The sequence below is a fragment of the Streptomyces sp. TSRI0107 genome (assembly GCF_001905845.1).
Lineage (GTDB): Bacteria > Actinomycetota > Actinomycetes > Streptomycetales > Streptomycetaceae > Streptomyces.
Map to the genome: position 1 here is coordinate 79,734 of NZ_LIVZ01000002.1, position 17,218 is coordinate 96,951.

14 protein-coding genes are annotated in these 17,218 nt (G+C 73.0%); 5 read left to right on the plus strand and 9 right to left on the minus strand.

Features of this window, described 5'->3' with window-relative positions:
* Nucleotides 1-151: 151 nt before the first annotated feature.
* From AMK31_RS04570 to AMK31_RS04580, 3 genes are read right to left on the minus strand one after another with little or no spacing between them, the layout of a single operon-like run.
* The gene (locus tag AMK31_RS04570) at nucleotides 152-2,536 is read right to left on the minus strand and encodes a xanthine dehydrogenase family protein molybdopterin-binding subunit (protein WP_073939064.1); all 2,385 of its coding nucleotides are present in this window, start codon (nucleotides 2,534-2,536) and stop codon (nucleotides 152-154) included.
* A 2-nt stretch (nucleotides 2,537-2,538) separates the two neighbouring features.
* The gene (locus AMK31_RS04575) at nucleotides 2,539-3,147 is read right to left on the minus strand and encodes a (2Fe-2S)-binding protein (protein WP_073939065.1); all 609 of its coding nucleotides are present in this window, start codon (nucleotides 3,145-3,147) and stop codon (nucleotides 2,539-2,541) included.
* Nucleotides 3,147-4,037 carry an FAD binding domain-containing protein gene (locus AMK31_RS04580; protein WP_073939066.1) on the minus strand — a complete coding sequence of 297 codons (891 nt, stop codon included), beginning with the start codon at nucleotides 4,035-4,037 and terminating at the stop codon, nucleotides 3,147-3,149. The genes AMK31_RS04575 and AMK31_RS04580 overlap by 1 nt, the downstream gene beginning before the upstream one ends.
* A gap of 386 nt (nucleotides 4,038-4,423) precedes the next feature.
* Here AMK31_RS04580 and AMK31_RS04590 point away from each other — a divergent pair, with 386 nt between their 5' ends.
* Together AMK31_RS04590 and AMK31_RS04595 are read left to right on the plus strand one after the other, a co-directional pair.
* Nucleotides 4,424-6,097 (plus strand): PucR family transcriptional regulator, encoded by a 1,674-nt coding sequence (locus tag AMK31_RS04590; RefSeq protein WP_073939067.1) that lies wholly within the window; start codon nucleotides 4,424-4,426, stop codon nucleotides 6,095-6,097.
* A 143-nt stretch (nucleotides 6,098-6,240) separates the two neighbouring features.
* Complete coding sequence (locus AMK31_RS04595) at nucleotides 6,241-7,008, plus strand: hypothetical protein (protein ID WP_073939538.1); 768 nt, start codon at nucleotides 6,241-6,243, stop codon at nucleotides 7,006-7,008.
* A gap of 110 nt (nucleotides 7,009-7,118) precedes the next feature.
* Here AMK31_RS04595 and AMK31_RS04600 read toward each other — a convergent pair whose 3' ends face one another.
* Entirely contained in the window at nucleotides 7,119-7,961 is an 843-nt protein-coding gene (locus AMK31_RS04600) for a GntR family transcriptional regulator (protein ID WP_073939068.1), read from the minus strand.
* Nucleotides 7,962-8,136: 175 nt separating this feature from the next.
* On the opposite strand from AMK31_RS04600, the gene AMK31_RS04605 reads away from it, so the two are divergent.
* Together AMK31_RS04605 and AMK31_RS04610 are read left to right on the plus strand one after the other, a co-directional pair.
* A complete protein-coding gene (locus AMK31_RS04605) occupies nucleotides 8,137-8,988 on the plus strand; it encodes a (2Fe-2S)-binding protein (RefSeq protein WP_073939069.1) in 852 nt (283 codons plus the stop codon).
* Nucleotides 8,989-9,279: 291 nt separating this feature from the next.
* Nucleotides 9,280-10,326 carry a DUF2637 domain-containing protein gene (locus AMK31_RS04610; RefSeq protein ID WP_073939070.1) on the plus strand — a complete coding sequence of 349 codons (1,047 nt, stop codon included), beginning with the start codon at nucleotides 9,280-9,282 and terminating at the stop codon, nucleotides 10,324-10,326.
* Nucleotides 10,327-10,425: 99 nt separating this feature from the next.
* Here AMK31_RS04610 and AMK31_RS04615 read toward each other — a convergent pair whose 3' ends face one another.
* Both AMK31_RS04615 and AMK31_RS04620 read right to left on the minus strand, forming a co-directional pair.
* The gene (locus tag AMK31_RS04615; protein WP_073939071.1) at nucleotides 10,426-10,908 is read right to left on the minus strand and encodes an ATP-binding protein; all 483 of its coding nucleotides are present in this window, start codon (nucleotides 10,906-10,908) and stop codon (nucleotides 10,426-10,428) included.
* Nucleotides 10,909-11,311: 403 nt separating this feature from the next.
* Complete coding sequence (locus tag AMK31_RS04620) at nucleotides 11,312-11,920, minus strand: hypothetical protein (RefSeq protein WP_073939072.1); 609 nt, start codon at nucleotides 11,918-11,920, stop codon at nucleotides 11,312-11,314.
* A 220-nt stretch (nucleotides 11,921-12,140) separates the two neighbouring features.
* On the opposite strand from AMK31_RS04620, the gene AMK31_RS04625 reads away from it, so the two are divergent.
* On the plus strand, nucleotides 12,141-13,901 hold the full coding sequence (locus AMK31_RS04625; protein ID WP_073939073.1) for a transcriptional regulator: 1,761 nt from the start codon (nucleotides 12,141-12,143) through the stop codon (nucleotides 13,899-13,901).
* 24 nt (nucleotides 13,902-13,925) lie between these two features.
* Here the strand turns inward: AMK31_RS04625 and AMK31_RS04630 are convergent, their stop codons facing one another.
* The 3 genes from AMK31_RS04630 to AMK31_RS04640 all read right to left on the minus strand — a co-directional run bounded on the left by AMK31_RS04630 (nucleotide 13,926) and on the right by AMK31_RS04640 (nucleotide 17,194).
* Entirely contained in the window at nucleotides 13,926-14,636 is a 711-nt protein-coding gene (locus tag AMK31_RS04630; protein WP_073939074.1) for a hypothetical protein, read from the minus strand.
* Between the two features lie 13 nt (nucleotides 14,637-14,649).
* The gene (locus tag AMK31_RS04635; protein WP_073939075.1) at nucleotides 14,650-15,312 is read right to left on the minus strand and encodes a hypothetical protein; all 663 of its coding nucleotides are present in this window, start codon (nucleotides 15,310-15,312) and stop codon (nucleotides 14,650-14,652) included.
* A gap of 139 nt (nucleotides 15,313-15,451) precedes the next feature.
* A complete protein-coding gene (locus AMK31_RS04640; RefSeq protein ID WP_073939076.1) occupies nucleotides 15,452-17,194 on the minus strand; it encodes a pyruvate dehydrogenase in 1,743 nt (580 codons plus the stop codon).
* Nucleotides 17,195-17,218: the final 24 nt, after the last annotated feature.

Sequence of the window (17,218 nt, forward strand, 5' to 3'; positions counted from 1 at the left end):
ATTTGGGAAGGTGCTTCGGCCGCACGACCCGGGGGACGGCCCGAGACGAACGATTCGGTCGGTGATGCCAAGTACCGCGAGCGGTGCGGTGCTTGAGTGCTCCGGGCGGCGCGGGGAGGCTGTGACGTTCCGGTGCGCCGCCCGGAGGGTCCTACACGGTGCCGGTGAGGTGCTCGGGGCGCACCGGCGTCCGGTCGAGCTGCAGCCCGGTCGCGTTCCGGATCGCCGCGAGGACGGCCGGGGTCGACGACAGGGTGGGGGCCTCGCCGATGCCGCGCAGCCCGTAGGGGGCGTGCTCGTCGGCGAGTTCGAGCACGTCGACCGGGATGGTCGGCGTGTCGAGGATGGTGGGGATCAGGTAGTCCGTGAAGGAGGGGTTCTTCACCTTCGCCGTCTTCGGGTCGACGACGATCTCCTCCATCACCGCGACGCCGAGGCCCTGGGTGGTGCCGCCCTGGATCTGGCCGACGACGGAGAGCGGGTTGAGCGCCTTGCCGACGTCCTGGGCGCAGGCCAGTTCGATCACCTTGACCAGGCCCAGCTCGGTGTCGACCTCGACGACCGCGCGGTGGGCGGCGAAGGAGTACTGGACGTGGCCGTTGCCCTGGCCGGTGCGCAGGTCGAAGGCCTCGGTCGGCCGGTGCCGCCACTCCTCCTCGACCTCGACGGTCTCGCCTTCGAGCACGTCGGCCAGGTCGGCGAGGACCTCTCCGCCGTCGGTGACGACCTTGCCGCCCTCCAGCAGGAGTTCGGCGGTCGCCCACGCCGGGTGGTACGAGCCGAACTTGCGCCGGCCGATCTCCAGGACCTTCTCTCGGACCAGCTCGCAGGCGTTCTTCACGGCGCCGCCGGTGACGTACGTCTGCCGGGAGGCGGACGTGGAACCGGCGCTGCCGACCTGGGTGTCGGCCGGGTGGATGGTCACCTGGGTGACGCCCAGCTCGGTGCGGGCGATCTGCGCGTGGACGGTGACGCCGCCCTGGCCGACCTCCGCCATCGCGGTGTGCACGGTGGCGACCGGCTCCCCGCCGACGACCTCCATGCGCACCTTGGCGGTGGAGTAGTCGTCGAAGCCCTCGGAGAAGCCGACGTTCTTGATGCCGACCGCGTAGCCGACACCGCGGACGACGCCCTCGCCGTGCGTGGTGTTGGACAGACCGCCCGGCAGCTGCCGTACGTCCGCGCCCTCGCTGGACTCCCACTGGCGCTCCGGCGGCATCGGCATCGCCTTGACGCGGCGCAGGAGTTCGGCGACGGGGGCCGGGGAGTCGACGGGCTGCCCGGTGGGCATGATGGTGCCCTGCTCCATGGCGTTCAGCTGCCGGAACTCCACCGGGTCCATGCCGAGCTTCTTCGCCAGCTTGTCCATCTGCGCCTCGTAGGCGAAGCACGCCTGGACCGCGCCGAAGCCGCGCATGGCGCCGCAGGGCGGGTTGTTGGTGTAGAGGGCGACGGCCTCGATGTCGACGTCGTCGATCACGTAGGGGCCGACCGAGAGGGACGAGGCGTTGCCGACGACCGCCGGGGAGGCGGAGGCGTACGCGCCGCCGTCCAGGACGATCCGGCACTTCATGTGGGTGAGCTTGCCGTCCTTGGTGGCGCCGTGCTCGTAGTAGAGCTTCGCCGGGTGGCGGTGGACGTGCCCGAAGAAGGACTCGAACCGGTTGTAGACGATCTTCACGGGCTTGCCGGTGCGCAGCGCCAGCAGGCAGGCGTGGATCTGCATCGACAGGTCCTCGCGGCCGCCGAACGCGCCGCCGACGCCGGACAGCGTCATCCGCACCTTGTCCTCGGGCAGGCCGAGCACGGGGGCGATCTGGCGCAGGTCGGAGTGGAGCCACTGGGTGGCGATGTAGAGGTGGACGCCGCCGTCCTCCTCCGGTACGGCGAGGCCGGACTCGGGGCCGAGGAAGGCCTGGTCCTGCATGCCGAAGGTGTACTCGCCCTCGACGATCACGTCGGCCCGCTTGCGGGCCTCCGCCACGTCGCCGCGGATGATCGGCTGGCGGTGGACGATGTTCGGGTGCGGGACGTGGCCGCTGTGGTGGTCGTCGCGGTTCTCGTGGACGAGGATCGCGTCCGGTGCGGTCGCGGAGGCCTCGTCGGTGATGACGGGCAGCTCCTTGTAGTCGACCTTGATCTTCGCGGCGGCGCGGCGCGCGGTCTCCGGGTGGTCGGCGGCGACGATCGCGACCGGCTCGCCGTGGTGGCGGACCTTGCCGTGGGCGAGGACCGGGGTGTCCTGGATCTCCAGGCCGTAGTTCTTCACCTCGGTGGGCAGGTCGTCGTACGTCAGCACGGCGTACACGCCGGGCATCGCCAGCGCCTCGGAGGAGTCGATCGACACGATCTCGGCGTGGGCGACGGTGGAGCGCAGGATCTGGCCCCACAGCATGTCCTCGTGCCACATGTCGGACGAGTACGCGAACTCGCCGGTGACCTTCAGGGTGCCGTCCGGGCGGAGCGTGGACTCGCCGATGCCGCCCTTGGTCTGGGAGCCCTGGGTGATCTTGGTGGGTGCGCCGGTGGCAGGCATGGTCAGACCCCCTCTGACTGCCGGGCGGCCGCCAGGCGGACCGCGTCCATGATCTTCTCGTAGCCCGTGCAGCGGCACAGGTTGCCCGACAGGGCCTCGCGGATGTCCGCGTCGGTCGGGTTCGGGTTGCGCTCCAGGAGCTCGTCGGAGGCGACGAGCAGGCCCGGGGTGCAGAAGCCGCACTGGACGGCGCCGGCGTCGATGAACGCCTGCTGGATCGGGGAGAGCTCCGTGCCCTCGCCGGTCTGCGAGTCGGCGCCCTTGGCCTGCCTCCCCCAGGCTTCGCCCGGGGGGACCCCCAGCTGGGCGTCCTGGAGCGTCGTGCCGCAGGCGCCGGTGGTGCAGCCTCCCTCGGCGCGCTGCTTGGCGAAGTCCGCCAGGCCCTCGACGGTGACGACCTCGCGGCCCTCGACCTGCCCGGCGGCGACCAGGCAGGAACACACCGGGACGCCGTCGAGGCGCACGGTGCAGGAGCCGCACTCGCCCTGCTCGCAGGCGTTCTTGGAGCCCGGCAGGCCGAGCCGCTCGCGCAGCACGTACAGCAGGGACTCGCCCTCCCAGACGTCGTCGGCTTCCTGCGGACGTCCGTTGACGGTGAAGTTGACGCGCATTACGCAGCTCCCTCCGAAGCGCGGCGGGCGCCGCGGTACGACTCCCAGGTCCAGGTGAGCGTCCGGCGGGCCATCACGCCGACCGCGTGGCGGCGGTAGCTCGCGGTGCCGCGGACGTCGTCGATCGGGTTGCAGGCGGCGGAGCACAGGTCCGCGAACTGCTTGGCGACCGACGGGGTGATGATCTTGCCGTTGTCCCAGAAGCCGCCCTCCTCCAGGGCCGCGTTCAGGAACTCCTCCGCGGCCTTCGCCCGGACGGGGGTCGGCGCGGCCGAGCCGATGCCGGTGCGCACGGTGCGGGTCTCGGGGTGCAGGGCGAGTCCGAACGCGCACACGGCGATGACCATGGCGTTGCGCGTGCCGACCTTCGAGTACTGCTGGGGGCCGTCCGCCTTGTCGATGTGGACGGCGCGGATCAGCTCGTCGGGGGCGAGCGCGTTGCGCTTCACGCCGGTGTAGAAGTCGTCGATCGGGATGCGGCGGCTGCCGCGCACCGACTCGACCTCGACCTCGGCGCCCGCCGCGAGCAGCGCGGGGTGGGCGTCGCCGGCCGGGGAGGCGGTGCCGAGGTTGCCCCCGACGCCGCCGCGGTTGCGGATCTGCGGCGAGGCGACCGTGTGGGAGGCGAGAGCCAGGCCCGGCAGCTCGGCGCGCAGGTTCTCCATGATCTTGGTGTACGGGACGGAGGCACCCAGGCGCACGGAGTCCTCGCCGACCTCCCACTCGGTCAGCTCGCCGATGCGGTTGAGGTCGAGGAGGTACTCGGGCCGGCGGTGGTCGAAGTTGATCTCGACCATCACATCGGTGCCACCCGCAATCGGCACAGCGGTGGGGTGCTCGGCCTTCGCGGCGAGCGCCTCCTCCCAACTGGCGGGGCGAAGGAAGTCCATGACCGGCTCTCTTCTTCGTCTCGTGGGTCGTTCAGATTGAGCCAATCCGTGTGCGGCGGGCCCGGCTCGTTCATGTGCTGTTAACGCGGAGTGATGTCAGTACACAGCGCGGTACTCCAGCGGGGTCAGTCACCGAAACCATGAAGGAGTTGGCTGGCCAGGGCGGTCATCTTGTAGATTCGTATGAACGGAGGCCCCCTGTAACCTCTCTGCTTTCCTCTGGAAACGTCCGACCCGGCCCGCGTGACCTGGGACGCCTCCGAGGAGACGGCGAGCGACGGCACCGGGCGACCATGTGTCGGCCCGTCGAATGGCCCGCTGACCCAAACCCACCAAGACCATCAGTTTCATCGTAGGTTTCGAGACAAAGAACGGCGGCGACGAGAATGCGGCTGCGCGCACTGCTGGACACCGACGCGCTGGGCCTCAGGCTGCTCGGCGGCGAGGACGAGCTGGACCGCGGCGTCCGGGGTGTCATGACCACCGACCTCAGGGACCCCAGCCGCTACCTCTCGGGCGGCGAGCTCGTGCTCACCGGCCTCGCCTGGCGCCGGGACGCCGACGACTCGGAGCCTTTCGTGCGCATCCTGGTGCAGGCCGGCGTCGCCGCCCTCGCCGCGGGCGAGGCCGAGCTGGGGGACGTCCCCGAGGACCTGGTGACGGCCTGCGCCCGGCACCGCCTGCCGCTGTTCGCGGTGCACGAGTCGGTGGCCTTCGCCACGATCACCGAGCACGTCGTACGGCAGGTGTCCGGCGAGCGCGCCGGCGACCTCGCCGCCGTCGTCGACCGGCACCGGCGGATGATGACCTCCGGCCCCGCGGGCGGCGGCCCCGACGTCGTCCTTGACCTGCTCGGCTCCGACCTGGACCTGCGCGCCTGGGTGCTGTCGCCGACCGGGCGGCTGATCGCCGGGCCCAAGGTCGCCGGGCCCGCGCTGCCCGCCGAGCTGTGCGCGAAGCTCGCCGCCGAGCACCTGGCCGCCACCCGCGGCGGCCGGCGCGGCCCGCACCGGCTGCCGGTCGGCGGGACGACGTACTCCCTCTTCCCGATCCGCAGCAGCGGCCGCTCCCCGCAGACCGGCCGCGACGTGCGCGAGACGGTGCTGTCCGACTGGCTGCTCGCCGTCGAGGCGGACGCCGGGGACTGGGCCGACGAACGGCTCGACCTGCTGCACGGCGTCACGCAGCTGATCGCCGTGGAGCGGGACCGCCGGGACGCCGCGCGCACCGTGCGGCGGCGGCTCGCCCAGGAGGTGCTGGAGCTGGTGCAGACCGGCGCCCCGCCCGCCGAGATCGCCGCGCGGCTGCGGGTCGCCGCCCCGGTGCTGCTGCCCGGCCTCGGCGCGGCCCCGCACTGGCAGATCGTCGTCGCCCGGGTCGAGTGGGACGGCGACGAGATCGAGTCCGGCCCGGTCGCCCAGTCGCTGCTGGAGGAGGTCCTGGTCGACCCGGTCGCGACCGGCCCCGAGCCCTCCGACCGCATCGCCGTCGCCCACACCGGTGACGAGGCCATCGCCCTCGTCCCGCTGCCCGCCGTCTCCGCCGAGGACGACGGCTCCGAGTCCGGCGTCCTCGCCGACCAGCTGCTGGCCGCCGTACGGGAGCCGCTGTCGGCCGGCCTCGACGGCGACGGGCGGCTCACCCTGGGCGTCAGCGCGGCCGTGCATTCCGCGGAGGGCCTGCGCGGCGCGCTGGAGGAGGCCCGGCACGCCCGCCGGGTCGCCGCCGCACGCACCGGCCGGGTCTGCGCGGCGGGCCACCAGGAGCTGGCGTCCCACGTCCTGCTGCTGCCGTTCGTCCCCGACGACGTCCGCCGCGCCTTCACCGCCCGGCTGCTGGACCCGCTGCGCGACTACGACCGCCGGCACCGCGCCGAGCTCATCCCGACCCTGGAGGCGTTCCTGGAGTGCGACGGCTCGTGGACCCGCTGCGCCTCCCGGCTGCACCTGCACGTCAACACACTGCGCTACCGGGTCGGCCGGATCGAGCAGTTGACAGGCCGTGACCTGTCGCGCCTCGAGGACAAGCTGGACTTCTTCCTGGCGCTGCGGATGAGCTGAAACCTGAGGGGACGCGGAGTCCCACGACTTTGTGAAATCCTTCACCCACCCTCTTGGCCGGGCCGGGCGATTCGTGCTGAGATGCCGCCACCACTCAACAGCTCGACGGCGTGCTCGGGGAGGGCAACGTGGCGCATACCGCCATGTCTGGTAACGGAACGACCGCCGGTGACGATCCACTCCAGACCGCGGTATGGCGGCTGCGCTCCCGCGCCTGCTGGGCCGACGCGGCCGCCCTGCTCCAGCCGGTCACCCCGGCGGCCGCGCTGCAGCGGGCGGCGCTGCTGGTGGAGCGGTGTCTGTACACCGAGCGGGGCTGGGAGGAGGCCGAGGACGCACTGCGCACGGCCGAGGCGCTGGCCCACGGCGACGACGAACGGGGCGCGGCCGCTTGTGAACGCGGGTACTTGGCGTACGCCGCCACCCTGCACGGGGTGCGGGACCGCGCCGACGAGGCGCGTGCCGCGCTCGGCCGGGCGGCGGCGCTGATCCCGCCGGGGGCGCCGGCGCGGGCCCTGCTGGACTTCCGGCGCGGACTGCTCGCCGAGAACCTGACGCGCTCGCCGCAGGCCGCCCGGGCCGCCTACCGCCGCGCCCACGCGGGTGCCACGGCGCAGGCGGATCCGCTGCTGCAGTCCTTCACCTGGCGGCACCTCGCCGGACTCGCGCTGCGGGACGGCGAGTTGGCCGAGGCCCGGCACGGCTTCGCCGAGTCCCTGCGGATCCGCGAGGAACTGGGCTACCTCGTCGGCACGGCCCCCGCGCTCGTCTCCCTGGCCGACACCCAGCCGGAACCGGAGGCCTCCCGCCTGCGGGAGGAGGCCCGCCGTCTGTTCCAGCTGCTGGGCGGGGTGCCGACGTGGCTGGCCCGCCAACTGACGCCTCCGGCACCGGGAGCGGCGACGGCGTGACCGGCTGACGCCTCACGGACCCGCGCGGGCGGTCCCCCTAGGGGGTGTCTCGTCGATCAGGCCGGATCAGCGAGCCCGGCATGATCGGCGAGACGCCCCCTGGCGTCGGGTCACGCGCCCACGCCGGGGTAGTGCTCCCCCACCAGCGTCCGGACGCCGTCCGCGTCCCCGGCGATCAGCGCGTCCAGCAGCCCCACGTGCTGCGCCGCGTCCGTCATCAGCTCGGTGCGGGTGCGGGCGGCCGGCCCGCCGGTGAGCGGCCACTGCACCCGCCGGTGCAGGTCGTCGGCGATCCGCACCAGCTGCTCGTTGCCCGCGAGGCTCAGCACGGCGCGGTGGAACGCCCGGTCCGCCTCGGCGTAGGTGGCCCGGCAGCCGGACGCCGCCGCCCGCACGGTCGCCTCCGCGAGCGGCCGCAGTTCGGCCCACCGCGCGGCGGGCACGGCACCGGCGAGCCGCAGCAGCACCGGCACCTCGATCAGCGCCCGGACCTCGGCCAGTTCCGCCAGCTCCCGCGCGTCCCGCTCGACGACCCGGAAGCCCCGGTTGGGCACGACCTCGACGGCACCCTCCAGCGCGAGCTGCTGCATGGCCTCACGGACGGGTGTCGCCGACACCCCGAACCGCTCGCCGAGCGCGGGCGCCGAGTACACGGCACCGGGGCGCAGTTCGCCGGTGGCCAGCGCGGTGCGCAGCGCCTGGAGGATCTGCCCGCGTACGGAGGACCGCTGCACGACGGGCCGGGCCGGCCCGGGCCGCGACTGCGGAAACGGTTGTTCGCCGTGGGTGTGCTCACCGCGCACCGCCCCGCCCTGCGCCTGGGGCGGCACCCGCGTCGCGCTCGTCTCACCACCGCCCGACGGAAGATCCGAGGCATCTGAGCCATCTGAGGCATGTGAGACACCTGAGGCACCGTGGCCCGGCTCGGCGGAACCGCGCGCGGCCTGCTTCACGGATGCCTCCTGACGGGCTTGTCGTCGGTTGTCGTCGGTTGTCGGTGGTTGGGCAGATTACGGCCGGTTGTCACTCGACCGTCAAGCACCTTAGGCGGACAGCGCGGTAGTTCAAACTCCCGAGCGATTGGGTAAGGTTAGGCTTACCTATAAGATCTCGATCGGTGGTCCTGGTATGCCTGTGCCCTCGTCGGCCGTCGCGGACGCGTTCGCCCGCCTCACCGAGGTGCTCCCGGGCCTCGCCGTCACCGAACTGGACTCCGGGGAACCGGCCCCCCGGGGCGGCGGATGGGTCGCCGCCGCCTCGCTCGCGGAGGGCGGAGCCGGCCTCGACTCCTTCCTGGCCTGGGACGACGCCCAGGTCGTCCGGGACTACGGCCGGCAGGCCCGCCCGGACGTGATCGCCAGCTTCGGCCTGCACCGCTACGCCTGGCCGGCCTGCCTGCTGATCACCGTCCCGTGGTTCCTGCACCGCCGCGTCCCCCGGTTCCCCGTGACGCATGTCTCGTACGACCGCTCCGCCCCCGGCCTGTCCATGGGCCGCCTGGCCGTGCGGTCCGCCGGCTTCGCCTGCCTGCCCGGCGACCCGGCCGCCGCGCTGCCCGGCGCCCGGGTGGTCGCCGGCGAGGAGGCGCTGCGCGCCGAGGTGCGGGCCGCGGTCGCCGAGCACCTGGAACCGGTCCTCGGCGGCTTCGGCCCCCGGATGCGCCGGCGCGGCCGCGCGCTGTGGGGCATGGCGACCGACGAGGTCGTCGAGGGGCTGTGGTACGTCGCCCATCTGCTGGGCGAGCAGGAGCGGGCGCGGCACGAGCTGGAGCTGCTGCTGCCGGGGGCGACCAAGCCGTACGTCGGCTCGGCCGCGTTCCGCGAGCTGACCGGCCCGAACGGCGAGTCGCTGCCCACCCGGAACCGGGCGAGCTGCTGCATGTTCTACACGCTGCGTCCGGAGGACACCTGCGCCACCTGCCCGCGCACCTGTGACGCGGACCGGATCGTCAAGCTGGCGGCCGCGGCGGCCGCGAGCTGATCCACCGTCACTTCTGCCCCTTAAGGGTGCCTGCGACCCCTGTGTCCGTGAAGCCACAAGTGGTTCACGCAATCCTCACGTGTCGCGGGAACTTTCCGCGGAACCACCCGTACGGGTAATCTTCGTTCGAACTCAACTCCCACCCCTCAAGCGGAAGTTCGAGCATAACGCGGCCCCTGGCAGCCCCTTGCGCCTCCTTGGCGGCCTCTTGCCCCGAAACCCCCTGAGGGCCTGCGGGTTTGGGCCACTATGGCGGGCGTTACGCCCTATCCCAATGCAAGGGACCCCCAGATGAGACTGACCGAGATATCGCTGAACTGGCTGCTTCCGGGCGCCGTACTGCTCCTGGGCATGCTGGCGGCGGTGGCGGTGCTCGCGCGCGGCAAGCGGGCCGCGGGGAAGGACTCGAGCGCCGACGACTCGTGGGAGCGCAGCGAGGAGCGCCGCAGACGCAAAGAGGCCATCTACGGCACCGTTTCCTACGTTCTCCTCTTCTGCTGCGCCGCGGTCGCGGCGGCGCTCTCCTTCCACGGTCTGGTCGGCTTCGGCGAGCAGAACCTCGGCCTCACCGGCGGCTGGCAGTACCTGGTGCCGTTCGGCCTCGACGGCGCGGCGATGTTCTGCTCCGTCCTCGCGGTGCGCGAGGCCAGCCACGGTGACGCGGCGCTCGGTTCCCGGATACTCGTGTGGACCTTCGCCCTGGCCGCCGCCTGGTTCAACTGGGTGCACGCACCCCGCGGCGCGGGCCACGCCGGCGCCCCCCACTTCTTCGCGGGCATGTCACTGTCCGCCGCCGTGCTCTTCGACCGCGCGCTGAAGCAGACCCGCCGCGCCGCCCTGCGCGAGCAGGGACTGGTCCCGCGGCCGCTGCCGCAGATCCGTATCGTGCGCTGGCTGCGCGCGCCGCGCGAGACGTACCGCGCCTGGTCCCTGATGCTCCTGGAAGGCGTGCGCAGCCTCGACGAGGCGGTCGAGGAGGTCCGCGAGGACAAGCGCCAGAAGGAGCAGGAGCGGATGCGCCGCCGCGACAAGGAGCGCCTGGAGCGCGCCCAGCTGAAGGCGATCAGCCGGGGCCACCGCGGCTTCGTCGGCCGGGGCGGCGGCCGTCAGGTGGAACTGCCGTCCGTGGAGCAGGGCTCCGACATGGTCTCCGCGGAGCCTGCCATATCCACCCCGGAACCGCTGCCGGTACGCACCCGGCCCTCCCTGCAGCCGGTCCGAGGCTCGTCCGCTGACCCGATCACCGTGGACCTGACCGCCGAGGACGACACGATGGCCCTGCCCCGGCTGGAGTCCCTGGAGCGCAAGCTCAAGGACCTGGAGCAGCAGTTCGGCTAGCCCGGACCGGGGGGACCGGGCGACGACGGGACGGGGTGCGGCCGCAGGTGCCGCACCCCGTCCCGTTCGTTCACCGTCGTCCGGCCCGCGGCCGGTGCGTCACGCGGCGTCCGCGCCCAGCTCGAACCAGACCGACTTGCCCACCGCGTGCGGCCGTACGCCCCACGCGTCGGCGAGCGACTGCACCAGCAGCAGGCCCCGGCCGTGCGTACCGTCGTCGGCGTCCGGTGCGCTCGGCCGGGGCCTGCGGGCGACGAAGTCCCGCACCTCCACCCGCAGTCCGCGCGGTCCGACGGTGGCCGTCAGGACCGCGTCGTCGTCGGTGTGCACGAGGGCGTTGGTGACGAGTTCGCTGGTGAGCAGTTCCGCCACGTCCGAGCAGCCGGGAGCACCCCAGCGCCGGAGCAGTTCGCGCAGCTCCCGGCGGGCCTCCGGGACGGCCCGGAGGTCAGCCCGGCCCAGTCTGCGCTTCAGTTGGGGCGCCGGTGACTGCTCCGCGGCGCCGTCGGACTCTTCCTCCACCGTTCCTGCCGAGAAGGCCCCGACCGTCGTGGGACCGCCCCCTCGTGCCTGCCTCTTCATCTCCCCCGCCCGCGTGCCGATGTCGGTTTCCCTCCTGCTCGAACACGTTCACGGGGATCCATGCCCCGTGGGCACCGGGCCAGTCATCTCGGATCGCGGACGAAAGGGGTTCGGCCACGGCGGGAACGGTCCGGGGCGGCCGGACCGGCCCCGGCCCGCGCGTCCCGTGCCGCGGGCGAGCGGCGGGGATCGGCTCAACTGTCTATTGCCGACTGCCGTTCCGGCCGTACCCGGCCAAGAGATGGGGCGGATGGTTCCCCGGCGGTGGCCGTCCCGGGGGCGCCTCCCCTCCGGTGTCCCCGGGACGAAAGTGGCCGGAACACGTCCGTCCCGGGGCCGCCCTCCCGACCCCCGTGGCGGGAAGGCGGCCACCGGGCCGGCCTCGCGATGGTCCTCCGTTGGCTCAGTACAGCTTGTTCACCGCGGTCGTCGTCGTCTTCTTGAAGGCGCCGACCGGCGCGTCGCCGAAGTCGCCCAGCTGCGACCACTCGACGACGGTGACGGTCCGCCCGTCGCGTCCCACGCCCAGCAGGCGGATGTCGGTGGCACCCCAGGTGGTCTCGGTGTGCAGACCGTGGACGCGGGCGCCCTCCTCGACCGGCAGGCTCCCGTAACCGCGGTACGCCGCCTCCACCTCCGGGTCGGACTGCTCGATGCGGGCCGCGCAGGTCTTGATCTCCCGGTTCATCCGGTCCGCCAGCGCCTTCGCCTTCGCGGTCGTGCCGGTGACGATGGTGAGCTGGCGGGCACCGGTGTCCAGGTCGGTGTGGAACGCGCGGTAGCGGGAGTCGTAGCCGGGGAACACCTCGTCCAGGCAGAGCCGCAGCTCGTCCGGGACCCCGTCGGTGACCTCGCCCGCCGTCCAGGACGACGACGGGTGCGGCGGCAGGTCGGCGGCCGAGAGGAAGGCGGGCGCGGGCGCGGCGCCCGCCGGGCCGGCGAGTGCGGTGAGGCCGGTGAGTGCGGCGACGGCGAGTACGGTGAGCGCGCCGGCTCGGGTGCGGATGGGCATGGGTCTCCCCGTGTGCGAGTGCGTACGTCGTGGGCTGCCGCGCTCCGCCGGACGGTCGAACCGGCGCTCGGTGCGGCACCAAGAGCATCGGCCGCGGTCGCCGGCGGACGCAACAGGGGATGCCGGATCCGCCGGCATGGAACCATCCCATGCCGTCTGACGTGCAGTGATATGGAGTACCTGGGATGCCGTCCCGGGACGTGAGCGCACCGGGGGAAGGGTGTCCGGACAGGACGACGTCGCCGAGTTCGCGGCGCTGCTGCGAGAGCTGAAGGACCGCACGGACCGCAGCTACGGCTCGCTGGCCCGCCGCCTGAACATGAACACCTCCACACTGCACCGCTACTGCGCCGGAGACGCGGTCCCGCAGCACTTCGCCCCCGTCGAACGCTTCGCCGCACTGTGCGGGGCGACCCCCGAGGAACGACTGGAACTGCACCGCCGGTGGCTGTCGGCAGCAGCGGCCCGGCGCCGGCCGCGCGGGGAGCAGGGGGTGGTGACGGGCGGGGCTGGGGCAGTGCGGGAGGCTGCCGGGCCGGGGGAGGCTGCCGGGCCGGTGGAAGTTGCCGCACGGGAGGAGGCCGCCGCATCGGCGGAGGTCATCGGGCCGGTGGACGCTGCCACACCGGAGGAAGCCGCCGCAGACGACGAGGCGACGGCACCGGCGGACGCCGGCGCAAGGGCGGACGCCACCGGGCCGGCGGAGGGCATCGCACTCATGGAGGCCACCCCACGGGCGAAGGCCACCGCACCGACGGCAGCCGCCACACCCGACGAGGCCACCGCACCCCACGAACCGAAGGCACCGGCGGAAGCCACCGCGCGGGCGGACGCCACCGCACCGGACGAGGCCACCGCACCGGACGAGGCCACCGCACCGGACGAGGCCACCCCGCCGGGCAAGCCGACCGCGTCGGCGGAGGCCGCCGCAGCCGCGCCGGCACCAGGACCCGGGCCAGTACCAGCACCGAAACCCGCACCGGCACCGGGACCCGCGTCGGCGCCGGGCCCCGGGCCGGAAGCCACTGCCCCGGCCCCGGTCCTGCCCGCCCCCTGGTACCGCCGTCGCCGTACCGTCGTCAGTGCCGCCGTCGCCTGTGTCCTGCTCGCCACTGTGGGCGGCCTCGCCGCGCTGCCCACCGAGCGCGGTCCCTCGGCCGCCGGGGCGGCGCCTTCGTCCCGTACGGCGGACTCCGCCACCGCGGACTCCCGTACGGCGCCCACCGGGTCCCCCACCCGCACGCCGAGCCGCTCCGCGACACCGTCGGAGACATCGGCTCCGGCGACCTCGTCGCCACCCGCGCGGGGCAAGAGGCGGTCCGCCGGTCCCTCCCCCACCGGCCGCGGCACGCCCGCCGCCCCCGCCGTCCCGCTCGCCTGGACCGCCGACTCCCAGGTGTGGGCGCTCGGCTGCGGTCACGACTACGTCGTCGCCGCGCCGCCGGACCGGGTGCCGCCGCCCCCGGTCCCGCAGGACGCCGGGGCGTGGGCGGCGGCGCAGGGCGCGGTGCACGGCAGGGAGACGAACGTGCGGATCTCCGTGCAGGGGCTGTCGTCCACGGCCGTCGTGCTGGAGGCGCTGCGGGTGCGCGTGGCCGGGCGGACCGAGCCCGCGGCGGGCAACGCCTACGCGATGGACGAGGGCTGCGGCGGTTCGATCACGCCCCGGCACTTCGCGGTGGACCTGGACAAGGACCGGCCGATCGCCCGTTCGGTCGCCGGGAACGACGCGGGCACGCCGATCCCGGCGGTCCGGCTGCCGTACCGGGTGTCGGCGGAAGACCCGGAGGTGCTGCTGGTCACCGCGCGGACCGCGGGCTGCGACTGCCGCTGGTACCTGGAGCTGGACTGGTCCTCCCAGGGCCGCACGGGCACCGTTCGGATCGACGACCACGGCCGCCCGTTCCGCACCAGCGCCATCGAGGGCCTGCCCCGCTACACGTACGACACCTCCGCCCGCCGCTGGGCGCCTTACAGCTAGGGGGCGTCTCGACGGCGATCGGGATCACGGCGGATCCTCCCGGAGCCGCCGCAGGTCCTCTTCCAGCGTGGCGTCCGCGCTGAGCCGGTACAGCTGCCGGATCCTCAGCTCCTCCTGGTCCAAAGCCGTCTCGTACTGTGTGTCGGCCAAGGCCACGGCGTCCTCGGTGCGCTCGGTCAGGTCGTTCCGCACCGTGCTGTCCAGGACACGGAGCCCGTCGGCGAGGCGGGCCAAGGCGAGCATGGTCCCGGCGGTGCGCCGCCGTCGTTCGAGGGCGTGCACACTACGTTCCAGGTCCGCGCGTGCTTCCTGGAGCAGGGCCTCGAAGTCCCGGCACACTCGGACGGCTTCTGCCGCTTCCTTCACCCCGGCCTCCCACGCCTCCACGTCCGAGCGCAGACGGGCGGCTCTGCGGAGCGCGTCGACGGCCCCTGGGGGCAGGGCGGCCACGTTGTCGCTGGTCCTGGCGAAGGGTGCCGCGAGGCGCAGGAGTTCCTGCCGGGACGCCGACGCGCCGGCGATGCGCCTGGTGAGACGATTGCGCTCGAAGGTGGCCTCCACGAGCCGTCCCTTCAGCTCGTGCTCCATGTCGTCCAGCCGGGCAACCACCTCCCGCGTCAGTGACGGGTCATGCGGCTCGCCGTGATTCACCGTCTGGAGAAAACGCACCAGACGCTCGGCGACTCCGAGCACTTCGTCCACCCGCGCCGGGAGATCGCGCTTCTCGTCCGTCATTCACCTCGCCCCCTCAATACGGGCTGCCTTCGGACAGTTGACGTATCGCATCGGCCAGGGCGTGCAGATCCTGTTCCACCGCGGGCACCCCGCCACCGGCCCCGCGGTGCTCCACCACGGCGACCCCGAGGCTGTCGCGCAAGGAGGAGGCCGCGGCACAGATCGGGCCCAGTTGCCGGGTCTGCGCTTCGAGCCGCCCCCGGATCTCGGCGTTCAGCGCCTTCCAGCTGGGGCCGTAGAGGTGTACGAGCGAGACCTGTTTGACCGCCAGCGCACTGACTTCGGTGATGGCCGCTTCGACGGTGGCCCGCACGCGGTCCGTGATGTCCTTGTGCACGCCCGCCGCCTCCGCCACACCGGCGTTGGCGGTCAGCGCGGCCAGCCACTCGGCGGTGCGGAGCAGCGAGTCCCTGACCGGCCAGGCCGGCAGATGGCCGATGACCTCACCCATCCGCTGCGGATCGCCCTGCCGTGTCATCCGCGCGAGTTCGCCACCGACCTGAGCGGGGTCACCGAGCCGCGCCGCCCGAGCCGCTTCCGCCTCGGCCGCCTCCCTCTTCCGCTTCTCCTCCTGCTTCTCGCTGACGTACGCCCAGACGCAGAAGATGACGAAGCCGATGAACAGCAGTTCCACGAACACCCCCGACGGCCGGCCCGGCTCGGCGGCCTCCGTCATGGTGGCAGTGGGCTGCCATGAGCACCATGGGCGTCCGCCCCCCGCTCGCGTGAATGCGCCTGTGCGCCCTCCCCACGCGCTCTGCGCCACCCGCCCCGGGGCCCCGCCGCCGAGCGGAACGCGGCTTCGCGGACACCCCCTAGGGCCGAGGCACGTTGCGGAGGTTGGAGCGGGCCAGCTGGAGCATGCGGCCGACGCCGCCGTCCAGCACGATCTTCGAGGCGGACAGGGCGAAGCCGGTGACCATCTCGGCCTTGATCTTCGGGGGGATCGACAGGGCGTTGGGGTCGGTGACGACGTCGACGAGTGCGGGGCCCTTGTGTCTGAAGGCGTCCTTGAGGGCGCCGGCGAGCTGCTTGGGCTTCTCGACGCGGACGCCGTAGGCGCCGCAGGCGCGGGCGACGGCGGCGAAGTCGGGGTTGGCGTTGGCGGTGCCGTAGGAGGGCAGGCCGGCGACCAGCATCTCCAGTTCGACCATGCCGAGGGAGGAGTTGTCGAAGAGCACGACCTTCACCGGCAGGTCGTACTGGACGAGGGTGAGGAAGTCGCCCATCAGCATGGAGAACCCGCCGTCGCCGGACATCGACACGACCTGGCGGCGGCGGTCGGTGAACTGCGCCCCGATGGCCATCGGCAGCGCGTTCGCCATCGAGCCGTGGGAGAAGGAGCCGATGATGCGGCGCCGGCCGTTGGGCGAGATGTAGCGGGCCGCCCAGACGTTGCACATGCCGGTGTCGACCGTGAACACGGCGTCCTCGGCGGCGACTTCGTCGAGGACGGCGGCGACGTACTCGGGGTGGATCGGGATGTGCTTGTCGACCTTGCGGGTGTACGCCTTGACGACGCCCTCCAGCGCGTCCGCGTGTTTCTTCAGCATCTTGTCGAGGAACCGGCGGTTCTCCTTGGTCCGCACCCGCGGGATGAGACAGCGCAGCGTCTCCTTCACATCGCCCCACACGGCGAGGTCCAGCTTGGAGCGCCGGCCGAGGTGCTCGGGCCGCACGTCGACCTGGGCGATGGCCACGTCGTCCGGCAGGAAGGCGTTGTACGGGAAGTCGGTGCCGAGCAGCAGGAGCAGATCGCACTCGTGGGTGGCCTCGTAGGCGGCGCCGTAGCCGAGGAGTCCGCTCATGCCGACGTCGTACGGGTTGTCGTACTGGATGTGCTCCTTGCCGCGCAGGGCGTGCCCCACCGGTGACTTGATCTTCTCTGCGAACTCCATGACCTCGGCGTGCGCGCCCGCGGTGCCGCTGCCGCAGAACAGGGTGACCTTGTCGGCCGCGTCGATCATCCTCACCAGCCGGTCGATCTCGTCGTCGCCGGGGCGGACCGTGGGCCGGGCGGTGACCAGGGCGGTCTCGGCGGCCCGGTCGGGGGCGGGTTCGGCGGCGATGTCGCCGGGGAGGGAGACCACGCTGACGCCGGAACGGCCGACCGCGTTCTGGATGGCGGTCTGCAGCAGCCGGGGCATCTGCTTCGGGCTGGAGATCAGCTCGCTGTAGTGGCTGCACTCCTGGAACAGCCGGTCGGGATGCGTCTCCTGGAAGTAGCCGAGGCCGATCTCGCTGGACGGGATGTGCGAGGCGAGGGCGAGGACCGGGGCCATGGAGCGGTGGGCGTCGTACAGGCCGTTGATGAGGTGGAGGTTGCCGGGGCCGCAGGAGCCGGCGCAGGCCGTCAGCCTGCCGGTGATCTGGGCTTCGGCGCCGGCCGCGAAGGCGGCGGTCTCCTCGTGCCGGACGTGGATCCAGTCGATGGCGGAGTTGCGGCGGACGGCGTCCACGACGGGGTTGAGGCTGTCGCCCACGACGCCGTACAGGCGCTTGACTCCGGCGCGGGCGAGGATGTCGACGAACTGCTCGGCGACGTTCTGCTTGGCCATGGATCCATGCACCCCTTGGGTCTC

What these genes read in the sequence shown, in the direction of transcription:
- AMK31_RS04570 (WP_073939064.1), bottom strand. Translation starts at nt 2,536, where the DNA reads ATGCCTGCCACCGGCGCACCCACCAAGATCACCCAGGGCTCCCAGACC.
- AMK31_RS04575 (WP_073939065.1), bottom strand. Translation starts at nt 3,147, where the DNA reads ATGCGCGTCAACTTCACCGTCAACGGACGTCCGCAGGAAGCCGACGAC.
- AMK31_RS04580 (WP_073939066.1), bottom strand. Translation starts at nt 4,037, where the DNA reads ATGGACTTCCTTCGCCCCGCCAGTTGGGAGGAGGCGCTCGCCGCGAAG.
- AMK31_RS04590 (WP_073939067.1), top strand. Translation starts at nt 4,424, where the DNA reads ATGCGGCTGCGCGCACTGCTGGACACCGACGCGCTGGGCCTCAGGCTG.
- AMK31_RS04595 (WP_073939538.1), top strand. Translation starts at nt 6,241, where the DNA reads ATGTCTGGTAACGGAACGACCGCCGGTGACGATCCACTCCAGACCGCG.
- AMK31_RS04605 (WP_073939069.1), top strand. Translation starts at nt 8,137, where the DNA reads ATGCCTGTGCCCTCGTCGGCCGTCGCGGACGCGTTCGCCCGCCTCACC.
- AMK31_RS04610 (WP_073939070.1), top strand. Translation starts at nt 9,280, where the DNA reads ATGAGACTGACCGAGATATCGCTGAACTGGCTGCTTCCGGGCGCCGTA.
- AMK31_RS04615 (WP_073939071.1), bottom strand. Translation starts at nt 10,908, where the DNA reads ATGAAGAGGCAGGCACGAGGGGGCGGTCCCACGACGGTCGGGGCCTTC.
- AMK31_RS04620 (WP_073939072.1), bottom strand. Translation starts at nt 11,920, where the DNA reads ATGCCCATCCGCACCCGAGCCGGCGCGCTCACCGTACTCGCCGTCGCC.
- AMK31_RS04630 (WP_073939074.1), bottom strand. Translation starts at nt 14,636, where the DNA reads ATGACGGACGAGAAGCGCGATCTCCCGGCGCGGGTGGACGAAGTGCTC.
- AMK31_RS04635 (WP_073939075.1), bottom strand. Translation starts at nt 15,312, where the DNA reads ATGACGGAGGCCGCCGAGCCGGGCCGGCCGTCGGGGGTGTTCGTGGAA.
- AMK31_RS04640 (WP_073939076.1), bottom strand. Translation starts at nt 17,194, where the DNA reads ATGGCCAAGCAGAACGTCGCCGAGCAGTTCGTCGACATCCTCGCCCGC.